Annotated in this window: 25 protein-coding genes; 2 read left to right on the top strand and 23 right to left on the bottom strand. The window is 31.8% G+C overall.

The annotated features are described in order from the left end of the window. Positions 1-205: 205 nt before the first annotated feature. The 4 genes from IE051_RS06190 to IE051_RS06175 all read right to left on the bottom strand — a co-directional run bounded on the left by IE051_RS06190 (position 206) and on the right by IE051_RS06175 (position 3,653). Positions 206-676 carry a macro domain-containing protein gene (locus IE051_RS06190; protein ID WP_373294336.1) on the bottom strand — a complete coding sequence of 157 codons (471 nt, stop codon included), beginning with the start codon at positions 674-676 and terminating at the stop codon, positions 206-208. After that, positions 664-927: a hypothetical protein gene (locus IE051_RS06185; protein WP_189359898.1), complete on the bottom strand. Its 264-nt coding sequence runs from the start codon at positions 925-927 to the stop codon at positions 664-666. Before IE051_RS06185 ends, IE051_RS06190 begins: the two co-directional genes overlap by 13 nt. A 210-nt stretch (positions 928-1,137) precedes the next feature. Further along, the gene (locus IE051_RS06180; RefSeq protein ID WP_189359897.1) at positions 1,138-2,469 is read right to left on the bottom strand and encodes a serine hydrolase domain-containing protein; all 1,332 of its coding nucleotides are present in this window, start codon (positions 2,467-2,469) and stop codon (positions 1,138-1,140) included. Positions 2,470-2,486: 17 nt separating this feature from the next. Beyond that, entirely contained in the window at positions 2,487-3,653 is a 1,167-nt protein-coding gene (locus IE051_RS06175; protein ID WP_189359896.1) for a dipeptidase, read from the bottom strand. Positions 3,654-4,191: 538 nt separating this feature from the next. On the opposite strand from IE051_RS06175, the gene IE051_RS06170 reads away from it, so the two are divergent. Both IE051_RS06170 and IE051_RS06165 read left to right on the top strand, forming a co-directional pair. Continuing rightward, complete coding sequence (locus tag IE051_RS06170) at positions 4,192-5,055, top strand: sigma-70 family RNA polymerase sigma factor (protein ID WP_189359895.1); 864 nt, start codon at positions 4,192-4,194, stop codon at positions 5,053-5,055. A gap of 28 nt (positions 5,056-5,083) precedes the next feature. Next, positions 5,084-5,326: a cold-shock protein gene (locus IE051_RS06165; RefSeq protein WP_308427699.1), complete on the top strand. Its 243-nt coding sequence runs from the start codon at positions 5,084-5,086 to the stop codon at positions 5,324-5,326. A gap of 220 nt (positions 5,327-5,546) precedes the next feature. Here IE051_RS06165 and IE051_RS06160 read toward each other — a convergent pair whose 3' ends face one another. The 19 genes from IE051_RS06160 to IE051_RS06060 form a co-directional block, all read right to left on the bottom strand. Beyond that, on the bottom strand, positions 5,547-5,789 hold the full coding sequence (locus tag IE051_RS06160) for a SusC/RagA family TonB-linked outer membrane protein (protein ID WP_189359894.1): 243 nt from the start codon (positions 5,787-5,789) through the stop codon (positions 5,547-5,549). Positions 5,790-5,897: 108 nt separating this feature from the next. After that, positions 5,898-6,296, bottom strand: a complete 399-nt coding sequence (locus tag IE051_RS06155) for a hypothetical protein (RefSeq protein WP_189359893.1) — start codon at positions 6,294-6,296, stop codon at positions 5,898-5,900. A 325-nt stretch (positions 6,297-6,621) separates the two neighbouring features. After that, the gene (locus IE051_RS06150; RefSeq protein WP_189359892.1) at positions 6,622-7,050 is read right to left on the bottom strand and encodes a hypothetical protein; all 429 of its coding nucleotides are present in this window, start codon (positions 7,048-7,050) and stop codon (positions 6,622-6,624) included. A gap of 177 nt (positions 7,051-7,227) precedes the next feature. Continuing rightward, positions 7,228-7,725, bottom strand: coding sequence for a hypothetical protein (locus IE051_RS06145; RefSeq protein ID WP_189359891.1), 498 nt, complete (start codon positions 7,723-7,725; stop codon positions 7,228-7,230). A gap of 159 nt (positions 7,726-7,884) precedes the next feature. Further along, entirely contained in the window at positions 7,885-8,571 is a 687-nt protein-coding gene (locus tag IE051_RS06140; RefSeq protein WP_189359890.1) for a hypothetical protein, read from the bottom strand. Positions 8,572-8,734: 163 nt separating this feature from the next. Beyond that, positions 8,735-9,628: a hypothetical protein gene (locus tag IE051_RS06135; RefSeq protein ID WP_189359889.1), complete on the bottom strand. Its 894-nt coding sequence runs from the start codon at positions 9,626-9,628 to the stop codon at positions 8,735-8,737. A gap of 254 nt (positions 9,629-9,882) precedes the next feature. After that, entirely contained in the window at positions 9,883-10,923 is a 1,041-nt protein-coding gene (locus IE051_RS06130) for a T9SS type A sorting domain-containing protein (protein WP_189359888.1), read from the bottom strand. Between the two features lie 193 nt (positions 10,924-11,116). Continuing rightward, on the bottom strand, positions 11,117-11,581 hold the full coding sequence (locus tag IE051_RS06125; RefSeq protein ID WP_189359887.1) for a hypothetical protein: 465 nt from the start codon (positions 11,579-11,581) through the stop codon (positions 11,117-11,119). 160 nt (positions 11,582-11,741) lie between these two features. Continuing rightward, positions 11,742-12,584, bottom strand: coding sequence for a hypothetical protein (locus IE051_RS06120; RefSeq protein WP_189359886.1), 843 nt, complete (start codon positions 12,582-12,584; stop codon positions 11,742-11,744). 904 nt (positions 12,585-13,488) lie between these two features. Beyond that, positions 13,489-13,902 carry a hypothetical protein gene (locus IE051_RS06115; protein WP_189359885.1) on the bottom strand — a complete coding sequence of 138 codons (414 nt, stop codon included), beginning with the start codon at positions 13,900-13,902 and terminating at the stop codon, positions 13,489-13,491. Between the two features lie 188 nt (positions 13,903-14,090). Next, positions 14,091-14,588 (bottom strand): hypothetical protein, encoded by a 498-nt coding sequence (locus tag IE051_RS06110; protein ID WP_189359884.1) that lies wholly within the window; start codon positions 14,586-14,588, stop codon positions 14,091-14,093. 155 nt (positions 14,589-14,743) lie between these two features. Further along, positions 14,744-15,286, bottom strand: a complete 543-nt coding sequence (locus IE051_RS06105) for a hypothetical protein (RefSeq protein WP_189359883.1) — start codon at positions 15,284-15,286, stop codon at positions 14,744-14,746. Positions 15,287-15,446: 160 nt separating this feature from the next. After that, positions 15,447-15,920, bottom strand: coding sequence for a hypothetical protein (locus IE051_RS06100; RefSeq protein WP_189359882.1), 474 nt, complete (start codon positions 15,918-15,920; stop codon positions 15,447-15,449). Positions 15,921-16,085: 165 nt separating this feature from the next. Continuing rightward, positions 16,086-16,565, bottom strand: coding sequence for a hypothetical protein (locus IE051_RS06095; protein ID WP_189359881.1), 480 nt, complete (start codon positions 16,563-16,565; stop codon positions 16,086-16,088). Positions 16,566-16,774: 209 nt separating this feature from the next. Further along, the gene (locus IE051_RS06090; protein WP_189359880.1) at positions 16,775-17,464 is read right to left on the bottom strand and encodes a DUF2695 domain-containing protein; all 690 of its coding nucleotides are present in this window, start codon (positions 17,462-17,464) and stop codon (positions 16,775-16,777) included. A gap of 710 nt (positions 17,465-18,174) precedes the next feature. Continuing rightward, positions 18,175-19,359, bottom strand: coding sequence for a tyrosine-type recombinase/integrase (locus IE051_RS06075; protein ID WP_189359878.1), 1,185 nt, complete (start codon positions 19,357-19,359; stop codon positions 18,175-18,177). A gap of 211 nt (positions 19,360-19,570) precedes the next feature. Continuing rightward, entirely contained in the window at positions 19,571-21,973 is a 2,403-nt protein-coding gene (locus tag IE051_RS06070; protein WP_189359877.1) for a glycoside hydrolase family 31 protein, read from the bottom strand. A 552-nt stretch (positions 21,974-22,525) separates the two neighbouring features. Beyond that, the gene (glgB, locus tag IE051_RS06065; RefSeq protein WP_189359876.1) at positions 22,526-24,433 is read right to left on the bottom strand and encodes a 1,4-alpha-glucan branching protein GlgB; all 1,908 of its coding nucleotides are present in this window, start codon (positions 24,431-24,433) and stop codon (positions 22,526-22,528) included. Between the two features lie 3 nt (positions 24,434-24,436). Then, complete coding sequence (locus IE051_RS06060) at positions 24,437-26,068, bottom strand: trehalose synthase (protein WP_189359875.1); 1,632 nt, start codon at positions 26,066-26,068, stop codon at positions 24,437-24,439.

Raw genomic sequence — 26,068 nt, 5'->3', positions numbered from 1 at the left:
CAACGTTAAGTATAAGAAACGTAGGGCAGATGATAAGCACTATCGTTTCGGTTTATTACTTAGCTAAATATAAATATTTTGCTTTTATCTTTTCTACTATAAACGCCAAATTTTATATTTAGCGGACTTTGTTAATATGCACAGAACTTTCGGTTAAGCACAAACGCCCTATGTTTTTTATACCCTGTTGGCATTTCGTTATTTTTTACTCAAAGTCATAAACGGTCACTTTTATATTTCTGTCTATTAACTTTTTCTGTATAATTTGTTCCATTGTATTCCAATCTCCACCAGCAAGTCCACAACCAATTCTCGGCATATGAACTGAGAGATTATTTTCTTTAGAATATTCAGCTACTTTTGACAAACACTTTTCAACGGCTTCATATCGGATAGGAATTTGTCCTTTCAATCTTTTGATTTTATGTTGTCCAATCATATTAGCAATTGATAACTCAGAATCTATATCGACGAATTGAACTTCTCCTAATTCGAATTTCTCTTGTGATTTAAACCATTCACGATATTGCTGTTCTGGCTTTTTCCATTTTTTAGATATTGCTAAAACAAATCCTTTTCCCCAACCACCAATGTCATTACAGATATGAACAATCATTTTTTTGTCATTTCCTATTGGGTTTGTTGCATCTCCTTTTATGTAATTTATTGATTCCAATTTTCTTCAAATTCTTTTTTAGAGCATTCTATTCCGTCAAATTCAGATATGTCAAACTTTTGGTCACATAATCCACCAAATTCATCATCCAATTTACTTTCTGAGTATTTCAATATTTTCCCATTATCGAATATTGTAATCTGTCTACTGTAATATTCGTCTTCTCCAATTTCTATATACCATAAAGAAAATCCCCAATTATCAATTTCACCACCAAGAGATTCATTCCATTTATATTTATAGTATTTCATTTTAGTATTGCAGTGTTTTTTAATGAATGCCAACGGTCTAGTATAAGAATAGTAGCGGATTATTACGCACTAATTTTCGGTTAAATATTGACCTTTTTTATATTTACTTACCCTCGTTTTAGCGATTTGACCGCTATTGTTTTTATACATTGTTGGCAATAGTTATTTTTATTGTTCTCCACTTTCAAAAAGTTCCTAGGCATATTATTTTCAATTTAATTTTTGGGCTAATAAATGGCTAAAATATCTTAGCCTATCTGCTTCCTTACTTTGGGTTGAACCTTGACCCGAAAATACAGTGATAGTTACATTCTGCTCTTTGTTGACATAACTAAACTGACCTGCAAAACCTCTACTCATCATTGCTCCTTGCTCTTTATCAATAATGTACCAGTAATTTTTGTAAGCAACCACAATTCCTTTTGCTGAATAATCAGTTTTATTTAATGCTTTATAGTCGTCAATGTGCTTTTGAAAAGAATTAGCATTTTCTTGGCTGTAATTAAATGTGTTTTGAACCCAAGTTTCAGGGAAAACTTGTTCTTCTCCTAATCGACCATCATTCTCTACAGCCATGCTAAATCTTGCATGATCTCTCAAGGTACTAATAATTCCTCCAGATGCTTGAGCGACATAACTTGGGTCAGTTACCATTAATCCATCATGTTCTGTTTGAAGTTTTTTCCATACATTTTCACGTATGAATACTTCTACAGGCATGCCAGATAATCTCTCAATTAACCAACCAATTATGTCAACATTAGGGTTGTCATATAAAAATACTTCGCCCGGATTTACTGTTGGATGAGGATTAATTAATGGAAGAACAGCTCTGATTCCTCGAGCATCTTTGCTGCTTCCATCCACTAAGTGAGATGGAGATAACATCCCAGCTCTAGTTAAATACTCATACATTTGTCCGCCTGGCTCCATATTATTTGGTTCATAATTAAAGTTATGAGCCGTAGTCATATTTAAAACTTGACTTATGGTAACACGTTCAAATGAACTGCCTTTCAGTTCGGGTAAATATTCTACTGGAGATTTATTGACATCAACTATGTTTTGCTCTACCAAATAGCCAAAAGCTAGGCCTAATAATGATTTTGATCCTGAATACCAAGAATGAAAACTATGTTCATTAAAGCCATCAAAATATTGTTCAAATATTATTTTTCCATTTTTAGTAACAATATAACCATCAACGCTAGCAGCTTTAAATACTTCATCCATGGTCATTGGACTTTCGCTAGGGAAAATAAATTTCATCGAACCAATATCCTCGGTTTTACCTTTTTCCAATTCATAAGTAGTTTCACCACGTGCTAGCATACGTGTAGGCTTTAGCTCAAACTGTCTAGAAAAGGCTCTAATGTTTTCGTCATTTGACCAATTGTTCTCGTCAATTTTCTGACTTGGGTAGTCTGTTAATTTAGAATAGTCTATAGTTTTTATTTCTGTTTTAGTATCTGAACTTTGTTTTTCCATACAACTGGAAAGACTTAAGGAAATTAGTGCGATAAGAATAATTGAATATTTCATTAGATTAGATTTAATTATTACCATACCTCTTTATACACTCTCATCATGTTACCTCCGTAAACTTTAGCAATATCCTCGTTAGTATATCCCATTTTCCAAAGTTCATCTGTAACAGCAGGTAATATTTTAGCTAATTCTCCGCAGCCTTCAGCCCCTTTAGCAAAAGCATCCATCATATAGCCATCATCATCGTATGCTTTCGGATTTGCCTCTGCAAATGCCTTTACAAGACTAAGAACAAACATGTCATCAGTTGCTATTCCAACATGATCAACCCCGATAAGTTTGATGTAGTAATCAATCATATTTGCACACTGTTTAGGCGTAATGTCATCTGGCCATAATCCATCCATCATCCATTCTGTAAAGGTTGGAGAAACAACACCCCCTGTTTTTGCTGCTGCCAATGCTTGCTCATCTGTAATATTTCGATAACAGCCTTTTTCAGTGGCGTGAGGTTCATCTTTATACAAACCATTCGGTAAGGAATGAGAATAGATTACAGGAACTCCAGGATAGTTATCCGTCATGTAAGTAATAATACCCGCACATGTATTTCTTCCTGTATGGCTTAAGTCAACAATAATTCCATGCTTAACCATTTCATCTATCACTTTTTTCCCCCAAGAAGTTAGACCTCTGTCAGTGCCATGTAAATATGAAATAACGCCATCTCCTGCTCGATAAGTTCCATTATAAACCAATTGCATGCTAGATAACCCCATTGCTTTTAGCATGGCTATTTTCGAAAGGTCTCCATCAATTACGGTACTTGTTTGATTATTCCAAATAACAGCGTATTTTCCTTCTTTATGTGCACGTTCTATATCTTCTACACTATGTACAAATAGAAAATTATCAGGTTTTTGTAGCATTGTATTTTGCCAATTTGCGTGTTCCTTCTGGAATTGTTCCCATGTAAAATATGTAGGAGCAAGAGTAATTGATGCTCCAGTTATACCAGATTCCATAGCACGCTCCATATATCTGTGCAACTGTGAAGATTCATTCCACCCCACTCCAAAAGGTGGTGCGTAGAAATCAATAACTATCGATTCTTTTACAAATGTTTTTCCTTTTTCAGATGACTCCCATGTTTTGCTTTCATCACTTGGAGGCATGTTAAATGCTGTAATTACTACTCCAATTAGAATTATTGTTGCTATGAATATTGATTTTTTCATTTTATTAATTTTTATTATTGCCAACGGTCTTGTGTATGGTTAGTTGCGTGGTTAAGCACCTAATTTAGCAAATAAATCACAGATAGAACGTTCCGAAGGAATGTTCGTAAGTAGGCCATAACTAGCAATGAATTATACACATTGTTACCCAACGTTTACTATGGTATTGGTTTCCTGTTTTTCAGTTCCAAAATCAGCTAAGTATAATATCTCATTCGTGCCATAATGTATTTGTGTTAACTATATTAAAATTCTCAAAAGTCATAACATTATGAGCGTTATATACAAAACTTGTTTAAATTTAATTTGTATGCTTTAGTATTTTCTGAAAATAAAAGTGATAAACTCATATTATCCTAATTATAAGCCGTTTCTTTACACAGATTGCATAATATATTATTTAGTAAATATATTTCTTTCCTGACATCATTTCTTACTTAGTTGTTTTGTGGGTACTTATGCTTTTTATAACAGATAGTTCCTTTTAAAGAATGATAGCTCATTATTATTTGGACGATTCAATTAAACCTTGTTTTAAATGAGATCACTTAAAATAACTGAGCAAATTACAATTAGAAATGAAGAATCACTTAACAAATACTTAAATGATATTAGTAAAATTAGCTTAATATCATTAGAGAGAGAAGTTGAGTTAGCAATACAAATCAAAGCAGGTAATAAATGTGCTTTAGATGAACTCGCAAGAGCTAATTTAAGATTTGTAGTATCAGTTGCAAAACAATATCAAAATAAGGGTTTGTCACTTCCAGATTTAATAAATGAAGGTAATTTGGGTTTGTTAAAAGCTGCTAAGCGATTTGATGAAACTCGTGGGTTTAAATTTATATCTTATGCAGTATGGTGGATTAGACAAGGCATAATACAATCTTTATCAGAAAACTCAAGAATGGTCAGGTTGCCTCTAAATAAGATAGGTGTTATTAACAAAATAAAAAAAGCAGTAACTTTTTTTGAACAAAAACATGGTCGTGAGCCAACTTCATATGAAATTTCTGAAGTCATTGAAGTATCTGTTGAAGAGGTGGATATTTGCATTAAGAGTTCAGCATATGGTGTTTCAATAGACGCACCTTTATCTCCTGAAACAGATATTAATATGCAAAATATTATTATTACAGATATGTACCCTCAACCAGATAATGTGTTATTACTAGACTCGCTACATACAGACTTAGTAGCTGTACTGAATTCTCTATCAGAGAGAGAATCAGGTATTATTAAACTTCATTATGGAATTGGTTTTGAATCGACAATGACCTTAGTGGAAATAGCTCAGTTATTTGGAATAACACGAGAACGAGTTAGACAAATCAAAGAGTCTGCAATTTTAAAAATCAAAAAATCAAACAAGTCTCATCTATTAATAAAATATTTAGGTTAACAACAATTATTAATTAATACAAAAAATTATGATAAAAAGATTTATAAATAAATTAATGAATATTAATAAAGTAACTATTATGAAAGAAGGTACAGTAAAATTTTTCAACAACGCCAAAGGGTTTGGTTTTATTACAGTAAAAGACTCTGAAGAAGAAATATTTGTTCATACATCAAATCTTATAGATCAAATAAAAGAGAATGATAATGTAACATTTGATGTGGAAAAAGGCGATAAAGGTTTAAGTGCTATAAAAGTAAGTGTAGTTTAATCTACATTGCCTAAAAGTAAAGAAAACCATTTATTAAGATGGTTTTCTTTTGAGAACTAAAGATTAGATATTATTCAGTTTTTTTGGAAATGTTGGGTAACGTGTTTGTATATGGTTTGTTGCGTGTTTTAAGCACCTAATTTAGCAAATAAAAACCGAATAGAAAATCCGCGAGGATTTTCGTAAGTAGGCTAGAACTAGCAATAAATTATATACGGTGTTACCTGCCGTATTTTTTCCATATTTTCTTAAATCGTTTTTCAGATGTCAACAGAAGTATAACTCCATTTATAGCTCTCGAACCATAAATACTTGCTGATTCTTCTTTGGTCAAATATTTAATGGCATTAGTTTCCACCAATAATAATTTTTTTAAAGGTTCTCTATTTTGTAAAGGTCTTCCATTCACAACTATAAGAGGTTCTGGATTTCCAATTCCGCCATCTCGTATTTTTATTTTCACATTCGGATTAGAGTCTGAAATTTTTACTCCATAATTGTTTTCTGTTTTATCTGGATTGTAGTTCAGAACTTTGAAAACTAATGAGTCAACATATTTATATACTTTTTGTTAAGATAGTTTATCAAAACGCATTAATTTTAATCCTTGTGAATCAGTTTTTTTGAGTTCAATAATTCTGAATTTATCAGCAAGAACTCCGTTTTGGTAGTATTCAATTATTTGTCCGAAATCTCTATTCCTTAATTTTATTTTTTCTTTTCCGACAATTCCGCTTATTCGAGGTGGTTCTGTGCAAATGTTTAATTCATTAGTCTTGAATTTTCTTTTTTCAATAGTCCAATGAGTTTGGTAACAATCTTTAATAATTGGATAAAATTTAATTGTGTCGGTTTTGGTGTATAATTCGCTATTCGTTTTCCATATTCCACTCAATTCCTTTTTCTTAATTTGAGAGAAAGAGAAGTTAGTTAAAAGTAAAAAGCCTAATGTTAAAGCAGTAATTTTCATTTGTGGTTATATGGCAGGTNTAAAATTTTCAGTTTAAAGGGTTCTGAATACCGTCTGATTACTTTGTCATTTTTGTACATAATGTTTAAAATTATGTAGCCTTTATTCAGGACGGGTCATAATTAAGCACAACGGACTTGTGTATGGAACGTAGCGTGTAAAAAGATACTAACTTTTTGGATTAACACAGAGCCGAATTTTTATATTTTATTTTTTCTCTTTTAAAAAGCCAAATTAAAAATTTGGCGGACTTTCTAAATATACACAAACCTTTTCGGTTAAGCACTTCTTAGCTATGTTTTATACACCGTGTTGTAGGTAGTTTTTAATCTTTAGATTTTACGTCATTCAACTCTTTCTTATTCATATCCGAACAAATAATCAACCAATCTTTGCAATAACCAGATTCAAATAAATATGACTGAACACAATCCAAATTATTTATATCTCTTGAAATATTGTCTTCCGTGTTAGATAAAATCAAACTCGAATTATTATTAAAATACTCATTTAATTCTTTTAAAACAGGATTTATATTTTCTTTACGTGTTATTTCAGTAACAAGATTAAAGGAGCTAATATCAGGTAAACTCTGAAAAATAACATTATTAAATTCTAAAATAGATAGTGAATAGGTTTCTTTATTATTCCATTGTTTGATGGTAATTTCAGTCTTTTTTTTATCATTATCAATAATTATCTTATTAATAATACCGTCAAAATTTTCATTGTTATTTAAAACTATTTTATTCAATTTTCAGTGGTTTTCAGAGCTACTTGTAATTACCTACAACGGTTACGTATAAGAATAGTGCGTGGTTTGAGTGCGAGGATTTTCCGAAGGAAAATCAGATGCAAGCAAACAAGCACTAACTCTTGATTTAGGAATAAACTTACGCATTATTTTTATACAATGTTGTGGTGTCGTTTTTTAATTTAAATTAGTCCATAGACTATCAACTCCAATTTTTAATTTCATTAGTGTTTTTGTTCCGTGGTTTTTTTCTATAAAAGCAAGAAAGACAGTTTTATTATTAATCCAAAAGATGTCCATTTCCATTGATTTTAGACTATCTACTAATGAGATTCCTTGTTTCTTTATATCAGAATTTCTTTGATGGAAATCAATGTCAATTAAGTTAGAATCTTCAAGTCTTAATTTTGAAATATTATCATAATTCGAAATCATGAAATAACTACTATCCTTATTGGGATACCAGACTAAAGAAGAATCCGTTTTATTAATAGGGTCGAAATAAGCCCATAATTCAAAAGCCTCTTTTCCCTTAATCTTTGAAAGGTCTAGAGAATCAATTTTATTTTTCTTTAACCATTCCGCAAAGCCAGAATTAATCGAAACTCTTTCTTTTCTATTATCACAAGAAAAGATAGAAGTTAATAAGAATAATGTGATAAGAATGTTCTTCATTTCAAATGCACCACAACGTCTCCGGCTATGAGTAGTTGCGTGGTTTGGCAACTAATTTAGCAAAAGTTGTCCAACCAGAGGAAAATCCGTAGGATTTTCCGAGTAAGAACAGACCAAGCAATTACTTATAGCCATTGTTGCCACCAGTACTTTTTCGGTTTAAAAGAATTTGGATAAATAATCAATTCTTTCTTGATTATTAATAATTTCGTGATACCAAACAGGTGCAAGATAATCTACCCAATATCCATCTTCTTCTTCGGATTTGCTTTGTCTCTCTCGTGCCTTTTTAATCATTTCAAGTGAATTTTTACTTGGGCTTTTAAGTAGTTCAATCGATTTTATTTCGTTCATTTTTATTGTTACTTTTTCACTTTCATTATTTTCTTTATAAGCAAGGTATAAATCCGTTGGAATTTTTTTGTAAATAACCATTTCGTCTAAAAGTATGTATTTTTCAACATCTGTTTTAGTTATGGTCAATGTTTTACTTTCTTCTTCAAATTCAGTTTTATTTTTAGGGTAATCTCTTTTACTTACATTCTCTACATAAAGTAATTTTGAAGTTCCATTTCGGTGAGATGCATAAGCGTCAAGATTAGAAAGATTGAATTTAAAGTTATAGAGGATTAGTTGTTTCCTTCCGTTATCTTGTTCAAAGCAAAATCCGTGAGGTCTATATTTATATTCATATCCTCCAGTTCCAAATGTGATAAAACCTTCTATTGTTTTTCCGTTGTTTAATATGACTTTACAAACAGCTTGAATTTCAGGTGCTCCAAGGTCAAGATTAACTGTTTTTCCTGATGTAAAAGCTATTAAAATTATAGAAAATATTATTCTCATTATCGTTTTTTTCGTATTGGTGGCAACGGTCTTGTGTATGGTTAGTTGCGTGTTTCAGCAACTAATTTAGTAAACAAAAACGAACGCGAGAAAATTCCGAAGGAATTTTCCAAATAAGCAACGACCAAAGCAATTAATTATACACGTTGTTGCCACACGTTTTTTATTTCCAATAACTTATTTTTCTCGTATCAACATAAATTGGAACAAATTCCTTTGAGTTATTAAAATGTTCTTTCAATGATACATTTTTTTTAATCCAATTCCCATTTTCGTCAAATTCATAGTCAAATTTCAATTCACGATGTAATTTTGAATCTTCATATTCTTTTGAGTTGATTGTATTGTAAAGTATGTCAAACTCTGTAACATTATTTAAATGCTTTTTTAAATCCGCTGATATTGTATAAGAAGATTGTTTAGAAATTCGTCCGTCTTTCCATTCCGTTTCACTTAACATTTCAACCCATTCAGTTTTATGTGACGACTCAATTAAATTGTTATTGATGTCATATTTGTTGCTAATAGTTATTGTTGATTTGTCATTTCCTTTTTCTTTTTGCGTCGCAAGTATAAGTTTATTATTATCATTGAAGGTTTGTTCGCTGTTTACTTCAGTCGTATCCTTTCCTTTAACAGAAATTCGTTTAACTTGATAATCATTTTTTCCATAATAAAAAGTCGTTTTATGGTCAATCGTATCATTTACGTAAACAGTTAATTCACTCGTGTTTTTGATAGTATCATATTCCGAAGTTTGAGTAATACTTGATTTGTTCGATTTGCTAATTGAAACACTTTTTATGAACTTTTGGTTTTTGTTATAATCGATAATATTAGTTTGTGTAAGTTCTCCAAAATTATCAAAGTATTCTACTTTTTTTAATTCCCCAAAATCCGTGTATTCCTCTATTTTGTTCAGTACAGGTTTGTCTTCCTTTTCTGTGTTCTGAAAAGTTGTTTTGTAATATTCAATTTTTTTAACTTTTCCGTATATATTGTTTCCTTGTAAAGCGTTTTCCGAATCTGAATAAATTGGCTGTAAATCAGTTCTCAATTCCGATTTGTTTTGGCAGTTAAATAAAATAATTGACAGTAAAGTCAGAAAGTAAAATTTTCTCAATGTTCTTATTTTTAAATGTGTGGCAACGTTGTTGTGTATGATTAGTGGCGTGTTTCAGCAACTAATTTAGTAAATACAAACCGAATAGAAAATCCGCGAGGATTTTCGTAAGCAAGCTCGAACTAGCCATTAATTATACACGGNTAAAACTAGCAATTTTTTTTATACGGTGTTAGCAAACGTTTTTGTTATTTTTTTATGAATTCAATTGTATTATTATCATCGAATTTCAGGAAATATAAACCATTTGTTAAATTTTTTATGTCAATTTGCTTATAATTGGAAATAATTCCTTTCTTGATTGCGGTTCCCAAAATGTTGTAAAGTGTATATTTCTCATTTTTACTTAGGCCAGAAACTTGGAAAAATTGATTTGCAGGATTAGGGAACAAAAGTAATTTTGGAAACGTTAAGTCTCCTGTCGATAGCGTGCTTACATCAATTTTAGAAATTTTACCTGCATTAGATTGGGAGAAATATAGCACGTTTCCATTAAATGCTAGACGGGAGGGAGTAGTTAAATTTGTTACTATATCTGTAACAGTAGGTAGGGTTGCCGTAATATCAATTTTAGAAATTTTGCCTGCATGAAAATCGGCAAAATAAAGTTCATTTCCATTAAGAGATAATCCCCATGGGGATGTTAAACCCGTCACTATTTCTATAACGGAAGGTGTGATTGCAGTAATATCAATTTTTAAGATTTCTGCATTACTAGTATCTGTAACATAAAGATCACTACCATTAAATGTTATTCCTCTAAAATGATTTGAACCTGTTACCACATCTATAATGGTAGGTGTGGTTTCTGTAATATCGATTTTAGAAATTTTACCTGAACCTGACAAATACAGATCATTTCCATTAAATGCTAAAAACTTAGGGGAAACTGTTAAACCAGTTACCACATCTGTAATGGTAGGCGCGGTTTCAGTAATATCAATTTTAGAAATTTTACCTTCACCAATGTCGGAGATATAAAGTTCATTTCCTTTAAAGGCTAATCCATATGGAAAATTTAAACCTGATACTACATTTGTAACAGTAGGTGTAGATTCAGTAATGTTAATTTTTAAAATTTCACCAGCATTAGAAGACATATAAAGTTCGTTACCATTAAATGCAATGTTTAAGGGGATAAAGTTTAAACCAGTAACAACATCTGTTTGTGAAAAAAGATAAAAGTTATTTATAATTAAAAAGATGGTTAATGTAAAAAAGTATTTCATTTAGTAAAATTTTTAAAATTTTAATTTTTGTCTTCTATGTTTGCTAACGGTCTCGTATAAGAATAGTTGCGGGTTTGCGTGCGAGGAATTTCCGCAGGAAATTCAGACGTAGCAAACACGCAACGACCTTTGATTTAGCACTAAACCGCAATTATTTTTATACATTGTTAGCAAATCGTTTTTTATTCGTTCGTTAATTCAGCGTTTTAATTCCGCTTTTATATTCAGTCAGACATTCTTCGGTCAATTCAACTTTTGGATTGTAAGTTGTATTTCCTTCTCTAATAAATTTGTTTAGATATATTAAATCTAATGTTTCTAAATCAACTAAGATTTTATATCCATAATTCACATCGTTGTCGTGAATATTTATAATTAGATAATATGGCATAATCTCTTTCGAATGATACCAAGAAGCTAAGAAGTTTATTTTTGGATTTTTGTGTTCCTCAAAATAATAATTCAGACATTTTGGAAAGACAATTTCTTTGTCATTTATTCGTAATTTTTTTTTATTCAAGTCAAATTTCGCAGGACTAAACTCTTTCGGTAAACCAATTAAATTTCCTTTTTTGTCAATTTGTAATGGAGTATCTTGATGTACTACATTTGAATTGGTCAGAAATAGGAATGATATTAAGATCAAAAGTGTTTTCATTCGTAACGATTGGTTTTTAAATGTTTGCTAACGGTATCGGCTATGAGTAGTTGCGTGTTTTAGCGATTAACTTAGCAAGTACACACCAAACTGAAAATCCGCGAGGATTTTCAGAAGTAGACGAGAACAAGCAATTACTTATAGCCATTGTTGGCAATAGTTATTTACTTTCATTAAAATATTTTACGATCAGATAAATGTTGTCAATTGTATATTCGTTATTTAAAATTTTTGCAACTAAGTTTTTATTTTCAGAAAATAATTGCGCTAATTTTTTCTTATATAAATACTCCCCTATCAAAATGATTTCTTTGCCTTTCTCTATATAAAAATAAATTTTCGTATCCCTTACTTGCCTAGTTGTATTAAGGTCATTCTCATAGTAAACGAAATCATTCTGGTATTCATAGAGCTTAACATTTCCATCCAATACCAATTTCATGTAGGCTTCTTTATCATCAAAAATTTTTGCTTTGCGTTTTTTCTTGAAGACATAAATTTCATTATTATACCTATATGATTTAATAATGTCTTTATCTATCTTAAATTTTTCATTTAATTCGTTGTCAAGGTATAATTTTCCAAGAGCTGGATTTTTGATTTGTCCGAAAATAGTATCATTAGAATTTGTTATAATAAAATCAGGGAGTCTTTTTTTTACGTTCACAAAATTCCCGAGAGTTTTTGCAATACTATCGTCAGGAATCTTTCTAAAAGTTTCTTTTTCATAAATACCGTCTTGTGTCATGGGTGCGTCATAATAGTAAATATCACCATTAAATCTGAGTGTTTTATAATGTTTTAATTTATGTGTTCGAAATTTAATTTTATCACCATCATTTATTTTTTCGTAAAGCGCACTTCTCTTTGAGATAATATTTCTAACAGTTCCATAAATAGTATCACCTTTTTCGTCCACAATAAAATCCAAAAATTTATTTTGGGAATTGCTAATTATTGGGAATATTAATAATATTATTAAAAATATAGAGTTACTTTTCATAATTATTGCCAACGGTCTTGTATATGAAATGTTGCGTGTTTGTGTGCGAGGATTTTCCGAAGGAAAATCAGAAGCTAGCAAACAAAGCAACTAATATTGGTTTAGGGTAAAACTAGCAATTTTTTATATACGGTGTTGCCATTTCGTTTTTTTATTCTACAGATTATATTCAGTCGTAAATCCTTATTTTTTGCGTTCTGCTAGTCAGTTCGCCGCAACAGTTGCATATTGCTTTGGTCATTCAGATGTTTTTTGCGTTTCAATCCAGAAACGAGCTAAATTCCTTTTTCAGTTTATTTTATTTTCTCCAGTTTTATTTTCAATTCTTTAATTTGAGCATCTTTATCTTTAACCTCCATTTGAAAATATTTTAAACTTGAAAACAAATAGATAAGGATCAGAATGCTCCTGAAATCAATTGAATTATATTCTGTCAAGAAATCAAGTTTGTTTGATATCCATAAAATTGCAAATAACAGAATAGAGACTGTAGAAGTTATTTTTAGTGTTTTTTTCATTTTGAGCGTATTCTTAAATGAATGGCAACGGTTTTGTGTATGATTTCGTTGCGTATTTCAGCAACTAATTTAGCAAATACAAACCGAATAGAAAATCCGCGAGGATTTTCGTAAGTAGGCGAGTACTAGCAATGAATTATACACGTNAAAAAGATAAAAGTTATTTATAATTAAAAAGATGGTTAATGTAAAAAAGTATTTCATTTAGTAAAATTTTTAAAATTTTAATTTTTGTCTTCTATGTTTGCTAACGTGTTTGTATATGGTTTGTTGCGTGGTTTAAGCACTAAATTTAGCAAATAAAAACCGAATAGAAAATCCGCGAGGATTTTCGTAAGTAGGCTAGAACCAGCAATAAATTATATACGGTGTTAGCAAATCGTTTTTTAATTTTTCACAAGTTTCAAATTCCGTATTGCGTAGAATTCAAATCCGTTTATTGGTTTTATTTTCCGTTTTTTTATTCGGTAAATTATAGTCGAATTAATTTCACTCCATTTTTTATCCGATTTGCTTTCTTTCTCTAGTTTTATATTCAGAATAAGAGTGTCGTTTTCAATTTTCCATTCTCCTTTTAATTCCGAGTATATTATTTCGTGATAGTGATAGAATTTAGTCCGATGAAAAGTTCCGTCTTTGTAAAGTACTAAACTGTCAGAATCTACATAATTCCATTTAATTCCGCTTTTAGATTTCTGTTTTGTTTTTTCTTTCTTATAGACATATTCAGATTGGATTTCTTGCGAAACCAAAATGTTAGTCAGAAAACTAAAAATAAATATTAGAAGTATTTTTCTCAAATAATAAGGTTTTTATCCATTTTCAGATTTCGAGTGAGTAATGTTTGCTAACGTTTTTGTGTATGTTTCTGTTGCGTGGTTAAAGCACTAATTTAGCAAATAATTACTGAAAGGAAAATCCGCGAGGATTTTCCCAAGTAGGCTAGAAACTAGCAATTGAATATACACGGTGTTGGCAACTGGCTTTATTAATTATAAAAGAAATCGGTTGAGTCTTTTTCCAATAGCTTATGTACTTCAGTCTTATCATATTTATAGAAATCATATAAACTAACCCAAGCTTCAGACCTAAAAGCAATTATTCTATTATTTAATAAAAAATAATAACCTTCTTCATCGGACGAATTTTCAACATCATAATAGTATTTCTTAATCATTAGTTTTTTACCATTAAGATTGTATTCTTTTTTATCAACTAATTCAGATGGAGTTTCCCAAATAGTAATTTTAGAATTGTCAGAAGGGTTAATTTCAAAAGGAATGCCATGAGAGAATATGTGATAATTTATGCTATCATTTTTTGGTATTATGGTTAGAGTTATAGAATCAGTCGTTTGTTTTTTATTTAAATGATATTCCATAATCACTTGGTGAACTTTTTCTGAATTATAATCCTCTTTGCTTTTTTTACATGAAGTAATAATGAACAAAATAAGAAGGATTGTAAATAATGTGTAGAGTTTCATTTTTCAGCTTGTTGCCAACGTTGTTGTATATGAAAAGTTGCGTGTTTGCGTGCGAGGATTTTCCGAAGGAAAATCAGAAGCTAGTAAACAAAGCAACTAACATTGGTTTAGGGTAAAACTAGCAATTTTTTATATACGGTGTTACCCAGCGTTTTTTAATTCCAATAATTAATTAAAGTATCTATGTCCAAATTATTATCTTGAAAGTAAATATTATCCCAATATAATTTACCATTTATTTTTACGAAAACTTTATAATAGCCGTGGCTTAATTCATTTAAATTAATATTAAGATTGGTCGCGGTTAAGTCAGTAATTTTTATTTCGGCATTAGATGCAATTACGGATTCATTATATGATTCCGAAGTTAATATTGAAGTAAAGTCTGTTTGCTGATATGATTTAGTTGCTTGAGCAGAAATTATATATATATCAGATATATCGAAATTTGATTTTAATGCCAGCATTCCTAAAGTTGGATTTGGGTAAACTATAAATCGTTCATCCGTGAAAATGTTTGGATTGCCTAATTGCGTAGGTGTTGCCAAATCAGAATTCCTAATATTTATGCCAGATACAATATCAATATCAAAATCAGTTCTTATTTTGGAGTTAGAGCTTTCATTGTCAGATGAACAACTTACAATAGAAATTAGAGTAATAATTAGGGCTGTTAATTTTAAAAATTTAAAGTTCATAGTTCGTTGTTAAATGTTGGGTAACGGTTACGTATATGAAATGTTGCGTGTTTGTGTGCGAGGATTTTCCGAAGGAAAATCAGAAGCTAGCAAACAAAGCAACTAACATTGGTTAAGCTAAAAATAGCAATTTTTTATATACAATGTTGTAAGTAGTTTTTTAATCATAATCTTTATTAGATTCAGTCGCAAGAATATAAATCAAAACATAATTCAAATAGTTTTCATATTCATCTTTAATTGAAAGTTCATAGTTCAATTCAAAACCTGTTTTCTTATTATTTAATATTCCAATTTCTATATCTCTATGAAATATTTTAAGATAAGGGTTCGTAATTAAAGAGGTTCTACTTTTTTTGAATTCAAAAATTTCGCCATTTAATAATTCAATCGTTCCTTTTTTAAGAGTCTGAATAATATTTTTAATGTCAAATGTTTGGTCAATTATTTTGAATTCGGTTTTGAAAATCTTACTGATGTGCTTGATTGAAATTATCAACGATTTTTGTCCGTCATAAATATTAATCAAGTCAGGTTTAAACCATTTTTTATTTACCTCCGAAAACAATATTACATCGTTTTCAGAATAGACTTTTAATCCATTATTAAATCCGCCATTAATTTTTAATTGCATCAAATTCTGAGTTGGGTTTAAATTACTTACAACGGTTTTGTGTATGATTAGCGGCGTGTTTAAGCAACTAATTTAGCAAATACAAACCGAATAGAAAATCCGCGAGGATTTTCGTAAGTAAGCTCGAACTAGCCATTAATTATACACGGTGTTGCCAAACGTATTTTAATTTATTTGTTTCATTATTTTACATCCTAAATCAAACCAACTTATTGATTCATTTTGAGGAAAAACAACTTCTCCGTTATGGCCTTCTCCTTTTATTCCAATTTTACATTTTTCGGGAATATTTTTTCCAAACTCTTTTTCCGCAACTTGAAATAAGTCAACTCGATAGTCATTTAGCAAATGAAAGGCAGCAGATAAAACCATTCCTCGAGGGTCCTCATTTTCGTCCGCTAAATATTTTATCAGAGCGTGTTCTTCAAAAAGTGACCTTTGGTCAGTTACTCCGTCAAAGTCATCATCAAATTCATCTTCCAATACATCAGTCGGCATTCTTGGTATTTCATATAATTCAGAAAGTTTGTCGAATACCATTTCCGCTTTTTCAGTTAGAGTTTTGTCAGTCAATTCTATTTCAATAATTAGCTCGTTGAGCCTTTTATCTGTACTTATCCAATTTTCTATTGGGTTCTGCTTCATATGTTTGGCAACGGACTTGTGTATGAAACGTAGCGTGCAAAAAGACACTAACTTTTCGGATTAACACAGAGCCGAATTTTTATATTTTGTTTTTAAATTTCTCTTTTTAAAAGCCAAATTAAAAATTTGGCGGACTTCATAAATATACAGAAACCTTTCGGTAAGGCACTTATTAGCTATGTTTTATACACCATGTTAGCCATAGTTTTTTATTTCCTAAATATTACTTTATGCACTTTTAATTCAACTTTCGTTCCGCCAATTCCTGTTCTTTCCATAAAATGCGTTCCCATTGGTTTTCCAATGTCAATTTTTTCAATTCTCGAAAAGTAATATTCAGCATCTCTTTCCGAAAATCTCGAAAGGGAATCTAATTTTAAATCGCGAATTTTTTTCGCAAACTCTTTTCCATTTATGGGTTCTATTTCTTTTACAATTCCAATTTCAGTAGGCATTTCTGATTCAGTTCCATTAAAGAAGTGCATACTTTTCCTAACTCTCTTTTTTGGTTTAAATCCAAATGGTGCTGGAATTAATAGTTCTCCATTTTTCGTGTAATTATTATAGTCGTATTCAGAACTCGAAAAAAGTGCTTTTGTATAAACTTTATTTTCGGTCTGTTGAAAATTCAAGGGTATTTTGAAAGGATTTTTAAAGTCCATTTCTTTGTTTTCTGACTCTAATTCTAAATCACAATCTTCTGGTAAATTAAATGTTACTTCGCAATCACAAAATCCACCATTCAATTCCAAAACGTCAATCAAGTCAGCTTTGTTAATTCCATTTTTTTCAGCCCATTCGAAAGTGTTTTTCAATGAGTGGTCACATCCGTTTTTTTCAATTCGGTTTTCTATAAAAACACAAAGTTCAGTTACTTGATTTTCTGTTAATATGGTCATTTTTCAAATTATGGCTAACGGTTTTGTGTATGATGAGTGGCGTGGTTAAGCCACTAATTTAGCAAATACAAACCGAATAGAAAATCCGCGAGGATTTTCGTAAGCAAGCTCGAACTAGCCATTAATTATACACCTTGTTGTAAAACGTTTTTTATCTCAGTTTATATTTTCTTTTCTATTTTTTCAGCTTCTTTTTTTTCTGTTATAAAATTCAATTTAGCAGCTCCAGAATTATTTAAATGTTCATTGCTCAATTCTCTAATTCTTGAAAAAATAACAGTTTCTACATCTTCTGCANTGTTGCCACCAGTTATTTTCATAGATAGTATTGACTTAAAAAACTCTGATTTTCCTTTTCTTTCGGATAATAATAAATTCCAATTAACAGTTTACTATTTTCAGGAACTTTGTTTTTAACTCCTTTGTTAAAACTTGTCCATTTAGTTTTTTTGAGTATTTCAATTAATTTCTGGTCGATTGAGTTATCAAATCCGCTAATTTCATTCACGATTTTTATGTTCAAATCAGAATCGAATATAATTTCATAAATTCCAAAACTTTTCTCAAGTTNCCATAAAGAAAATCCCCAATTATCAATTTCACCACCAAGAGATTCATTCCATTTATATTTATAGTATTTCATTTTAGTATTGCAGTGTTTTTTAATGAATGCCAACTGGTTATATGTGGACAAAACTTCCTATTATTATCTAAATGTTTCGGGATAATAGGAAGTTTTGTTCTTGTTTATTGGTTTTTGATAATTCCTTAATCGCATGATCCAAAGGACTCTCAATGGCAAGTAAGTCCTTTCTAGCGACGTGCGTGTATATCATAGTGGTTTCTGGCTTGCTATGCCCTAATAATTCTTGTATATGTCTTAAGCCTACACCGCTTTCTAATAAATGCGTAGCGTAACTATGTCTTAAAGTATGCGGCGTAATCTTTCTGTTAATTTTGGCCGCTACAACTGAACGTGACAAAAACTTTCTAACACTACTTGCTGAATATGGTTTGCCTACTGGACCTTCTACAAAATAGGTTTTGGGCTTGTAGGTGGTTATGTAATTATGCAGCAACGGCATAAAACTGTCGGCCAAGGTTACATACCTGTCTTTTCTACCTTTACCACTTTTTATTAATAATTGTTTTCTCTGAATTTGAAAATGGCGAAGCTCTAAAGATATGAGCTCACTAATTCTTAAGCCAGCCGAATAAATGAGTGCTAAAATAGCCCGATGCTTTAAGTTTTTAGTATGTTGAATGATAGATATCATTTCTTCTTGAGAAAGTACCGTTGGTAAAATTTTAGATTTTTTTGGACGGGTTAGCGCCATATTACTAATGGCTGTTTTGGGATAAAACACTATAAATTGTTTAATAGCACTAATAAACTGGCGTTGCGTACTAATAGAATAATTGCGTTTAATAAAAACGGTTTCAATAAACAATTCTACATCTCTAGTGGTTAAATCATCAATTAATTGGGTGTTGTTAAATTCAATAAAATCAGCCACAAAAAACAAATAAGTATCTACCGTGCTGTTACTATACCGTTTTCCCAATAAATATTTGTAAAAATTGTTTAACAGGTTTCTATGCTCCGGACTTAGGTTTCGTTGCGCTTTCTTCGGGAGCTTTTTTGGCTTAGCTACTGGAGCATCAAAAATTGCACTGCCGTTAACATAGGCATGCCCTTTAAAAACAGAGAAAATTTGCTTTAAATTGGCAGGGTTGTTTTTAATATACCAGCTTTTTAATGTGGCACTCCATTGCGCATCTGGCAAATGCTTTACCACATCAATTAACGCCCAATCATGCTTAAACCCAATCAGTATTTGTGATTGGTTTCTATGAATTTGCTTAGAAAGTGTAATTATGGGTAATGGACTCATGAGCTTTTTATAACGTAATAAAAGTACAAAAAAACAAACAAAAACAAGGAATTTACGTACAATTAAATAAAATGCAGCATGAGATGACCATTCGCTAATGCCTTGAAAAAAGTACCTGTATAACTCGTTTTATATAACGCCCAAAATTATGCAACAAAAAAGCCCCATTTTAAAATGAGGCCTTCCGTATTACATTATAATGTGCTTATGTCTAAGCCATGATATGAAGTTCTGTAAACTCTTTAGTAAGAGTTAATGTGTTATTACCATTAAGCTTAAGATCTGCAAAGTCAATTTCCTCATTATCTATTTCAATTTTTGAAATCTTAAACGGTAAGCCGTGTAAATTTAATTTAAAGGTTTTATAACTCGTTACAAACTTACCCGATTTGTGCTGTTGGATAACAAGCTCTTTCTTTTTACCATTAAGCTTAAAGGTTCTTAAGCTATATCTACCTTTAATATAATCATACCCATCGGTAGCATCTTCATAAACTTCAGAGGTTTCTTTACCTTGTTTGTAGTAGACGTCAAGTGTTAACTCATCAATAGTTTTTTCACCTACATATTGTTGAATAGGATATTTAGGTATAATAGCGCCCTCTTTTACAAAAATTGGCATACTATCTAAGTCTGCATCTACCCACTGCTCTGTACCACCTTCAACAGGTTCATCGGTAAAAAAGTTATACCATTTTCCTCTTGGAATGTACATACGTCTTCCTTTTTGGTTTGGTCCAGTAATAGGACAGGCTAGTATTTTTTCACCAAAGATAAACTCGTCATTTCGGTAATGCGTTTGTGGGTCTTCTTGATCATATAATACCAATGATTTTAAGATAGGAATACCCTCTTCTGCATATCTCCAGAATGCCGTGTATAAATACGGTAATAATTGATATCTTATTTCAATAAACTTACGTACAACATCAGTAATGGTGGTTCCAAATGCCCAAGGTTCTTGATCACCGTGGTCTCCTGAAGAGTGTGTTCTACAGAACGGGTGAAAGATACCTAATTGAATCCAACGGGCGTATAACTCGCCATTAGGCTGTTCAGCAAATCCACCAATATCAGACCCTATAAATGAGAAACCAGACATACACATACGTTGCGCTTGCAAGTTGGCTATATTTAAATGATCCCATGTCGCAACATTATCACCAGTCCAACTTGAGGTGTAACGTTGTGTTCCTGAATAAGCGGCACGTGTTATTACAAACGGACGTTTTGGATAAGAGAATTTCTTCAACCCTTGATACGTTGCACGAGCCATTTGCATACCGTAAACATTATGCGCTTTTCTATGACTACATGGGTTGCCATCATAATCATGGCGTACATCATTAGGGAAGGTCTTGCCCGGTACATCCATAACGGCAGGCTCATTCATATCATTCCAAACGCCTTTTACTCCAATGTCTTCAACGAGTTCTTTGAACAAGTTAGACCACCAATCGCGCACTTCAGGATTGGTAAAGTCTGGGAAGTAACACTCACCCGGCCATACTTTACCTTTCATATATGGGCCATCAGCACGTTTACAGAAGTAATCTTTATCGAGTCCTTCTCTAAAAACCGAATAATCCATATCTATTTTGATACCCGGATCTATAATCACAATGGTTTTAAAACCATCATCAGCAAGTTCTTTCACCATGCGTTTAGGATCTGGAAAATACTCCTCACTCCAGGTAAAACATCTAAACCCTTCCATGTAATCAATATCCAAATAAATGGCGTCACAAGGAATTTCTAATTCACGAAACTTAGCCGTAATTTCTTTAACATTAGATTCTGGATAGTAACTCCATTTACACTGGTGGTAACCTAAGGTCCATAGTGCAGGCATTTCATGAGGCTTTCCTGTTAAATCGGTATAGTTTGCTACCACCTCAGACATATCCGGTCCGTAAATGAAATAATAATTCATTTCACCACCATGAGCCCAAAAGCTGGTTATATTTCTACGTTCATGACAAAAATCGAAAAAGGAACGGAAGGTGTTATCAAAAAATACCCCGTAAGATTTTTTATTGTGTAAGGCCGTGTAAAACGGAATGGTTTTATAAATAGGATCTGTATCTCTGCCATAAGCATAAGAATCTGTAACCCAGTTTTCAAAACGCTTGCCTTTTAGGTTATTATCTACAGGCTTATCTCCTAAACCATAATAACTCTCACCAGGTTGTGCTGTTTTAGACATTTTTACAACATCACCGCCATGCTCATAACTTTCTTCCCAGTGGAATCCTAGTTCATCTTCACAAATTAATGTATTGTCTTTAGCATCATAAATAGACGTTCTTAAATCTAATTTTGAAATGTGACAAATTAATTTTGCTGTGGTAATAATATACTGGTCATCATTTTCAGTAACTTCAAGATGATTATAACCTCTACTCGCGTATTTTGTTATAGCATAAGAAAAATCATTTTCAAAAATACCCGTGGTTGAAAATCTAAATCTTAGAATACTATCTCTTCTAACAGTAACCTCTAAAACAACGCCATTAGCCGATGTAAAAGAGAGTTTATTCAAGTTCTTTTCGTAGGCGACTATTCTTGATGGAAATAGATTTCCTTTGTATTCTAATTCAGTGTTTAATATCATAATATTATGCGTATATAATAATTTACGAAAATAGTAAATTTAGTAAACCTCAGTCGTTTCTTTTTGCTAAAAAAACCATTAAAACATTGTTTAATACTCAAATAATGAGGTGATTAATTAAGAGATTTATAAAGTAGCACGGAATAGGCTGTTTTTTGAAATATAAATCAGTGAATCGTGTTTTAAATTTGGAATAATAGTGGTTTTATAACAGAAAATTAAACCGGTTTGTCTTGAGGTTTAAGCTGAAAAATTACGCATACAAAACCCGCTTTTAGTATTGTTTTAATGTCACAATACTAAAAGCGGGTTTTTGTACGATGTTCTAAATTTATTATCAAGTTAAAGGTTGAAACCCTGTAATTTTATTGCAGTTACTTTAGTTTCTATAAACTTTAAAGAGTGTCTTGTCATTTCGACAGAAGGAGGAACGAGTGACGAGAAATCTCAACGATAAAAGATTCCTCTTCGTACCTCATTCGGAATGACAATCTGCTTCTAAAAGAATTTTACTCTTTTATTTAAAACTATGGATTTCCAATCCATAGTGGTTTATTTAAATTTAAAAATGGTTACTGCTAAAGGCGGTAAGGTTAATTCTGCTGAATAATCCTTGCCATTCCAAGGTGACTTTTTAATGGTAATTTGTTTTGTATTAGATACACCACTTCCGCCAAAGGCTTTATCGTCACTATTAAAAATCTCAGCTAGTTTACCTTTTGTAGGTAACCCAATTTTATAGTGCTCTCTTACTGTTGGTGTAAGATTACAAACTACAACAACATGTTCTTCTTCTTTATAACCTTTTCTGATGTATGATATCACACAGTTTTCATGATCGTCATAACTTACCCATTCAAACCCTTCACCACTAAATCCTTTTTCATATAAGGCTGGAGTATTTTTATAAATGCCATTTAATGCTTTGTAATAATTTAATAAGTCTTGGTGTGGTTTAAATTCTAATAAGTTCCAATCTAAACTTTCTTGGAAATTCCACTCATTATACTGCCCAAATTCACCACCCATAAACAAGAGTTTAGTTCCAGGGTGAGTAAACATATAACCGTATAATAAACGCAAGTTTGCAAAACGTTGCCACTCATCTCCAGGCATACGTCCTAATATGGAATTTTTACCGTACACCACCTCATCATGAGATAGCGGGAGCATAAAATTCTCAGTAAAGGCATAGGCCAAACTAAAGGTGATATCATTTTGGTGATATTTTCTGTAGACAGGATCTTTACCAAAATATTCAAGGGTGTCATGCATCCAGCCCATCATCCATTTCATGCCAAAACCTAAACCACCAACAAAGGTAGGTTTAGATACCATAGGGAAGGCTGTAGATTCTTCGGCAATGGTTTGTACATCAGGGAATGAGGCATACACTTCTTCGTTCAATTCCTTTAAAAAACTAATAACGGCAAGGTTTTCTCTGCCGCCATAGATATTGGGTTCCCATTGGCCGTCTTCTCTAGAATAATCTAAAAATAACATAGAGGCCACCGCATCAACACGTAAACCATCAGCATGGTACTGATCAAGCCAAAAGACCGCATTACTTATGAGAAAAGAACGTACTTCATTGCGTTCATAATTAAAAATTAAACTCTTCCAGTCTTGGTGATATCCCTTTCGTTTGTCTGGATGCTCATAAAGGTTTGAGCCGTCAAAGAATCCCAATCCATGAGGATCTTCAGGGAAATGTGATGGTACCCAATCTAAAATAATACCTATTCCAGCTTGGTGTAATTTATCAACCAAAAACTTAAATTCTTCGGGATAGCCAAAACGTGATGTTGGCGCAAAATAACCCGTGATTTGATACCCCCAAGAAGGGTCATAGGGGAACTCCATGATAGGCATAAGTTCAACATGGGTAAAATTCATGTCTTTAACATAGGTAACCAGGTCATCAGCCAATTCATAATAAGACATAAACCGATCTTCTTCAGGATGTCTTTTCCAAGAACCTAAATGCACTTCATAAACAGAATAAGGCGCGTCTATAGCATTATGGGTTTTACGCGTTTTCATCCAGTTTTTGTCTTTCCACTTATAGTCATCATCCCAAACAATAGAGGCTGTATTCGGGTTGTGCTCATAACGTCTAGCGTAGGGGTCGGCTTTTTCTGTTTTTATATCATTATTGTTGCTCTGAATTTTATATTTGTAGGTAGCTCCCTTTTCTACAAGTGGAATAAAACCTTCCCAAATACCACTGGAATCCCAGCGTACATTGAGTTGGTGTTCGCCTTCCATCCAATAATTAAAATCACCAATAACAGAAACTTGTTTTGCCGTTGGTGCCCAAACTGCAAAGTATACGCCATCAATCCCATCAACGGTGACTAAGTGCGAGCCCATTTTTTCATAAAGCCTGAAATGTTTTCCTGACTTAAAAAGATTAATATCGAATTCTGTAAACAGACTATAAGGTTTTACTTGTGCCATAAATTAATGATTTATAATATTAGAAATTCCTTTTAATGGAATGACTGCCCATTGTGGACGCGAATTGAGCTCGTAACCCAATTCATATACTGCTTTTTCTAATAAACAATATTTTAATATAAATATGCGCTCTTGGTTGTAGCCAAGATTTAAATTTGCGTTTTGTGTTTCTTGTACATAGGTACCTAAAAATAAACCGGTAATGTAGCGGTATAATATTTCGGAAGCATGGAATAGCGCCTCCTGTGATGCCGGATAATGCGCTTCACTGTTATTAAATACATTAGCATAAATAGCATAATGAAACGACCTAAACAAGCCAGCAACATCTTTTAAAGGCGGTTGTTTTACTTTACGATCTCTAATGGTGCTTTCTGGTTCGCCTTCAAAATCTAGTATGAAGAAATCATTGTCTTTTACTAGGACTTGACCTAAATGAAAATCACCATGTACGCGTATTCTTTCGCCTTTTAATTTGGTCCAGTCAAAGGCTACAAACCGTTTTCTGATACTATTTTTTTTGTCTAGAAATTCATGCGCTAAGTCTAAGGCTAAACCTTCTAACTTATGCATGTTATTTTCAACAATATTAAGCCGGTTTTGAAATTGATAAAGCATTTTGTTCTTTAACCAAACCGTGTAATCCCCATTGTAATGTTCTGGTGTAAAAGCGGTTTCTTCAAACTCAGACCCCAAAGCAATATGCATTTCGGCAGTACGTTTGGCTAAGGTTTGTATTTGTGTAAACAGATTTAATCCTGCCCAGTCTATAATTTGAGGCGGAATATCGGCAATGGATAACCGCTGATAGAGTTCCGTATTTGGTAAGGCATCAATGTTGATGTTTTTATACTCTAAGTTTGAAAATACTTTATGTAATTCTCTTAGCATATAATCCCAAGCATCACCTTCATTGGGGATCATTTCCTGCATTAAACCAATGGTAATATTTTCATTTTCTGAATCAACCAGATTGATGCTTCCTAAATAGGATGGGGTGTTCTTATATTCTTTTTTCTCCGATAAAAACCTGCTCATTTCATAGTCAGGATTTTTATTGGCAAAAATTCTTCTGAAAAACTTTAAAACGTATTTTTCATTGTATACCAAGGAGGTGTTACTTTGTTCGAGGCCCATAAATCTTGAGGATTCATAGGATACATTTTGGAACAAGTGACTTTTATGATATTGTACCTTAGTGGTATCTATAGGGGTCGCTGTAGCAATGCGCTCAAAAACCACTTTTCTAAAAGATTCTAAGTTTATGGCATCTATAATGAAGCCTTTTTGATCATTGATGCTAATGGGTAGTATGCGGTCATTTTGCGCAAAGTCATCATCAGTAACAAATGCAATAGGTAAAAAGTAATGTTGGTAAAAAGCTTCAAAAAAATTAATCTCTAGAATTAAACCAAAATAAACTTCGCCGTGCTGCTGAATTTTGAAGTATTCAGCCAATTCAATGTATTTTAATCGACTAGATTTACCGCCATACCATCGCTGCTTTAAAATATAATCGCCTAAAACATCTGATAAAAAGATTTTAACAAAATCTGTATTATCAAGTAAAACTTCCCAAGGCTTGTCAGTCTTGAAGAAGGGTTTTACAGAGGATATTGGCGTTTGATTTGACAT

It is taken from the genome of Algibacter mikhailovii, assembly GCF_014651495.1.
Taxonomy (GTDB): Bacteria; Bacteroidota; Bacteroidia; order Flavobacteriales; family Flavobacteriaceae; genus Algibacter_E; species Algibacter_E mikhailovii.
This window is presented reverse-complemented; position numbering and strand designations above follow the sequence as displayed.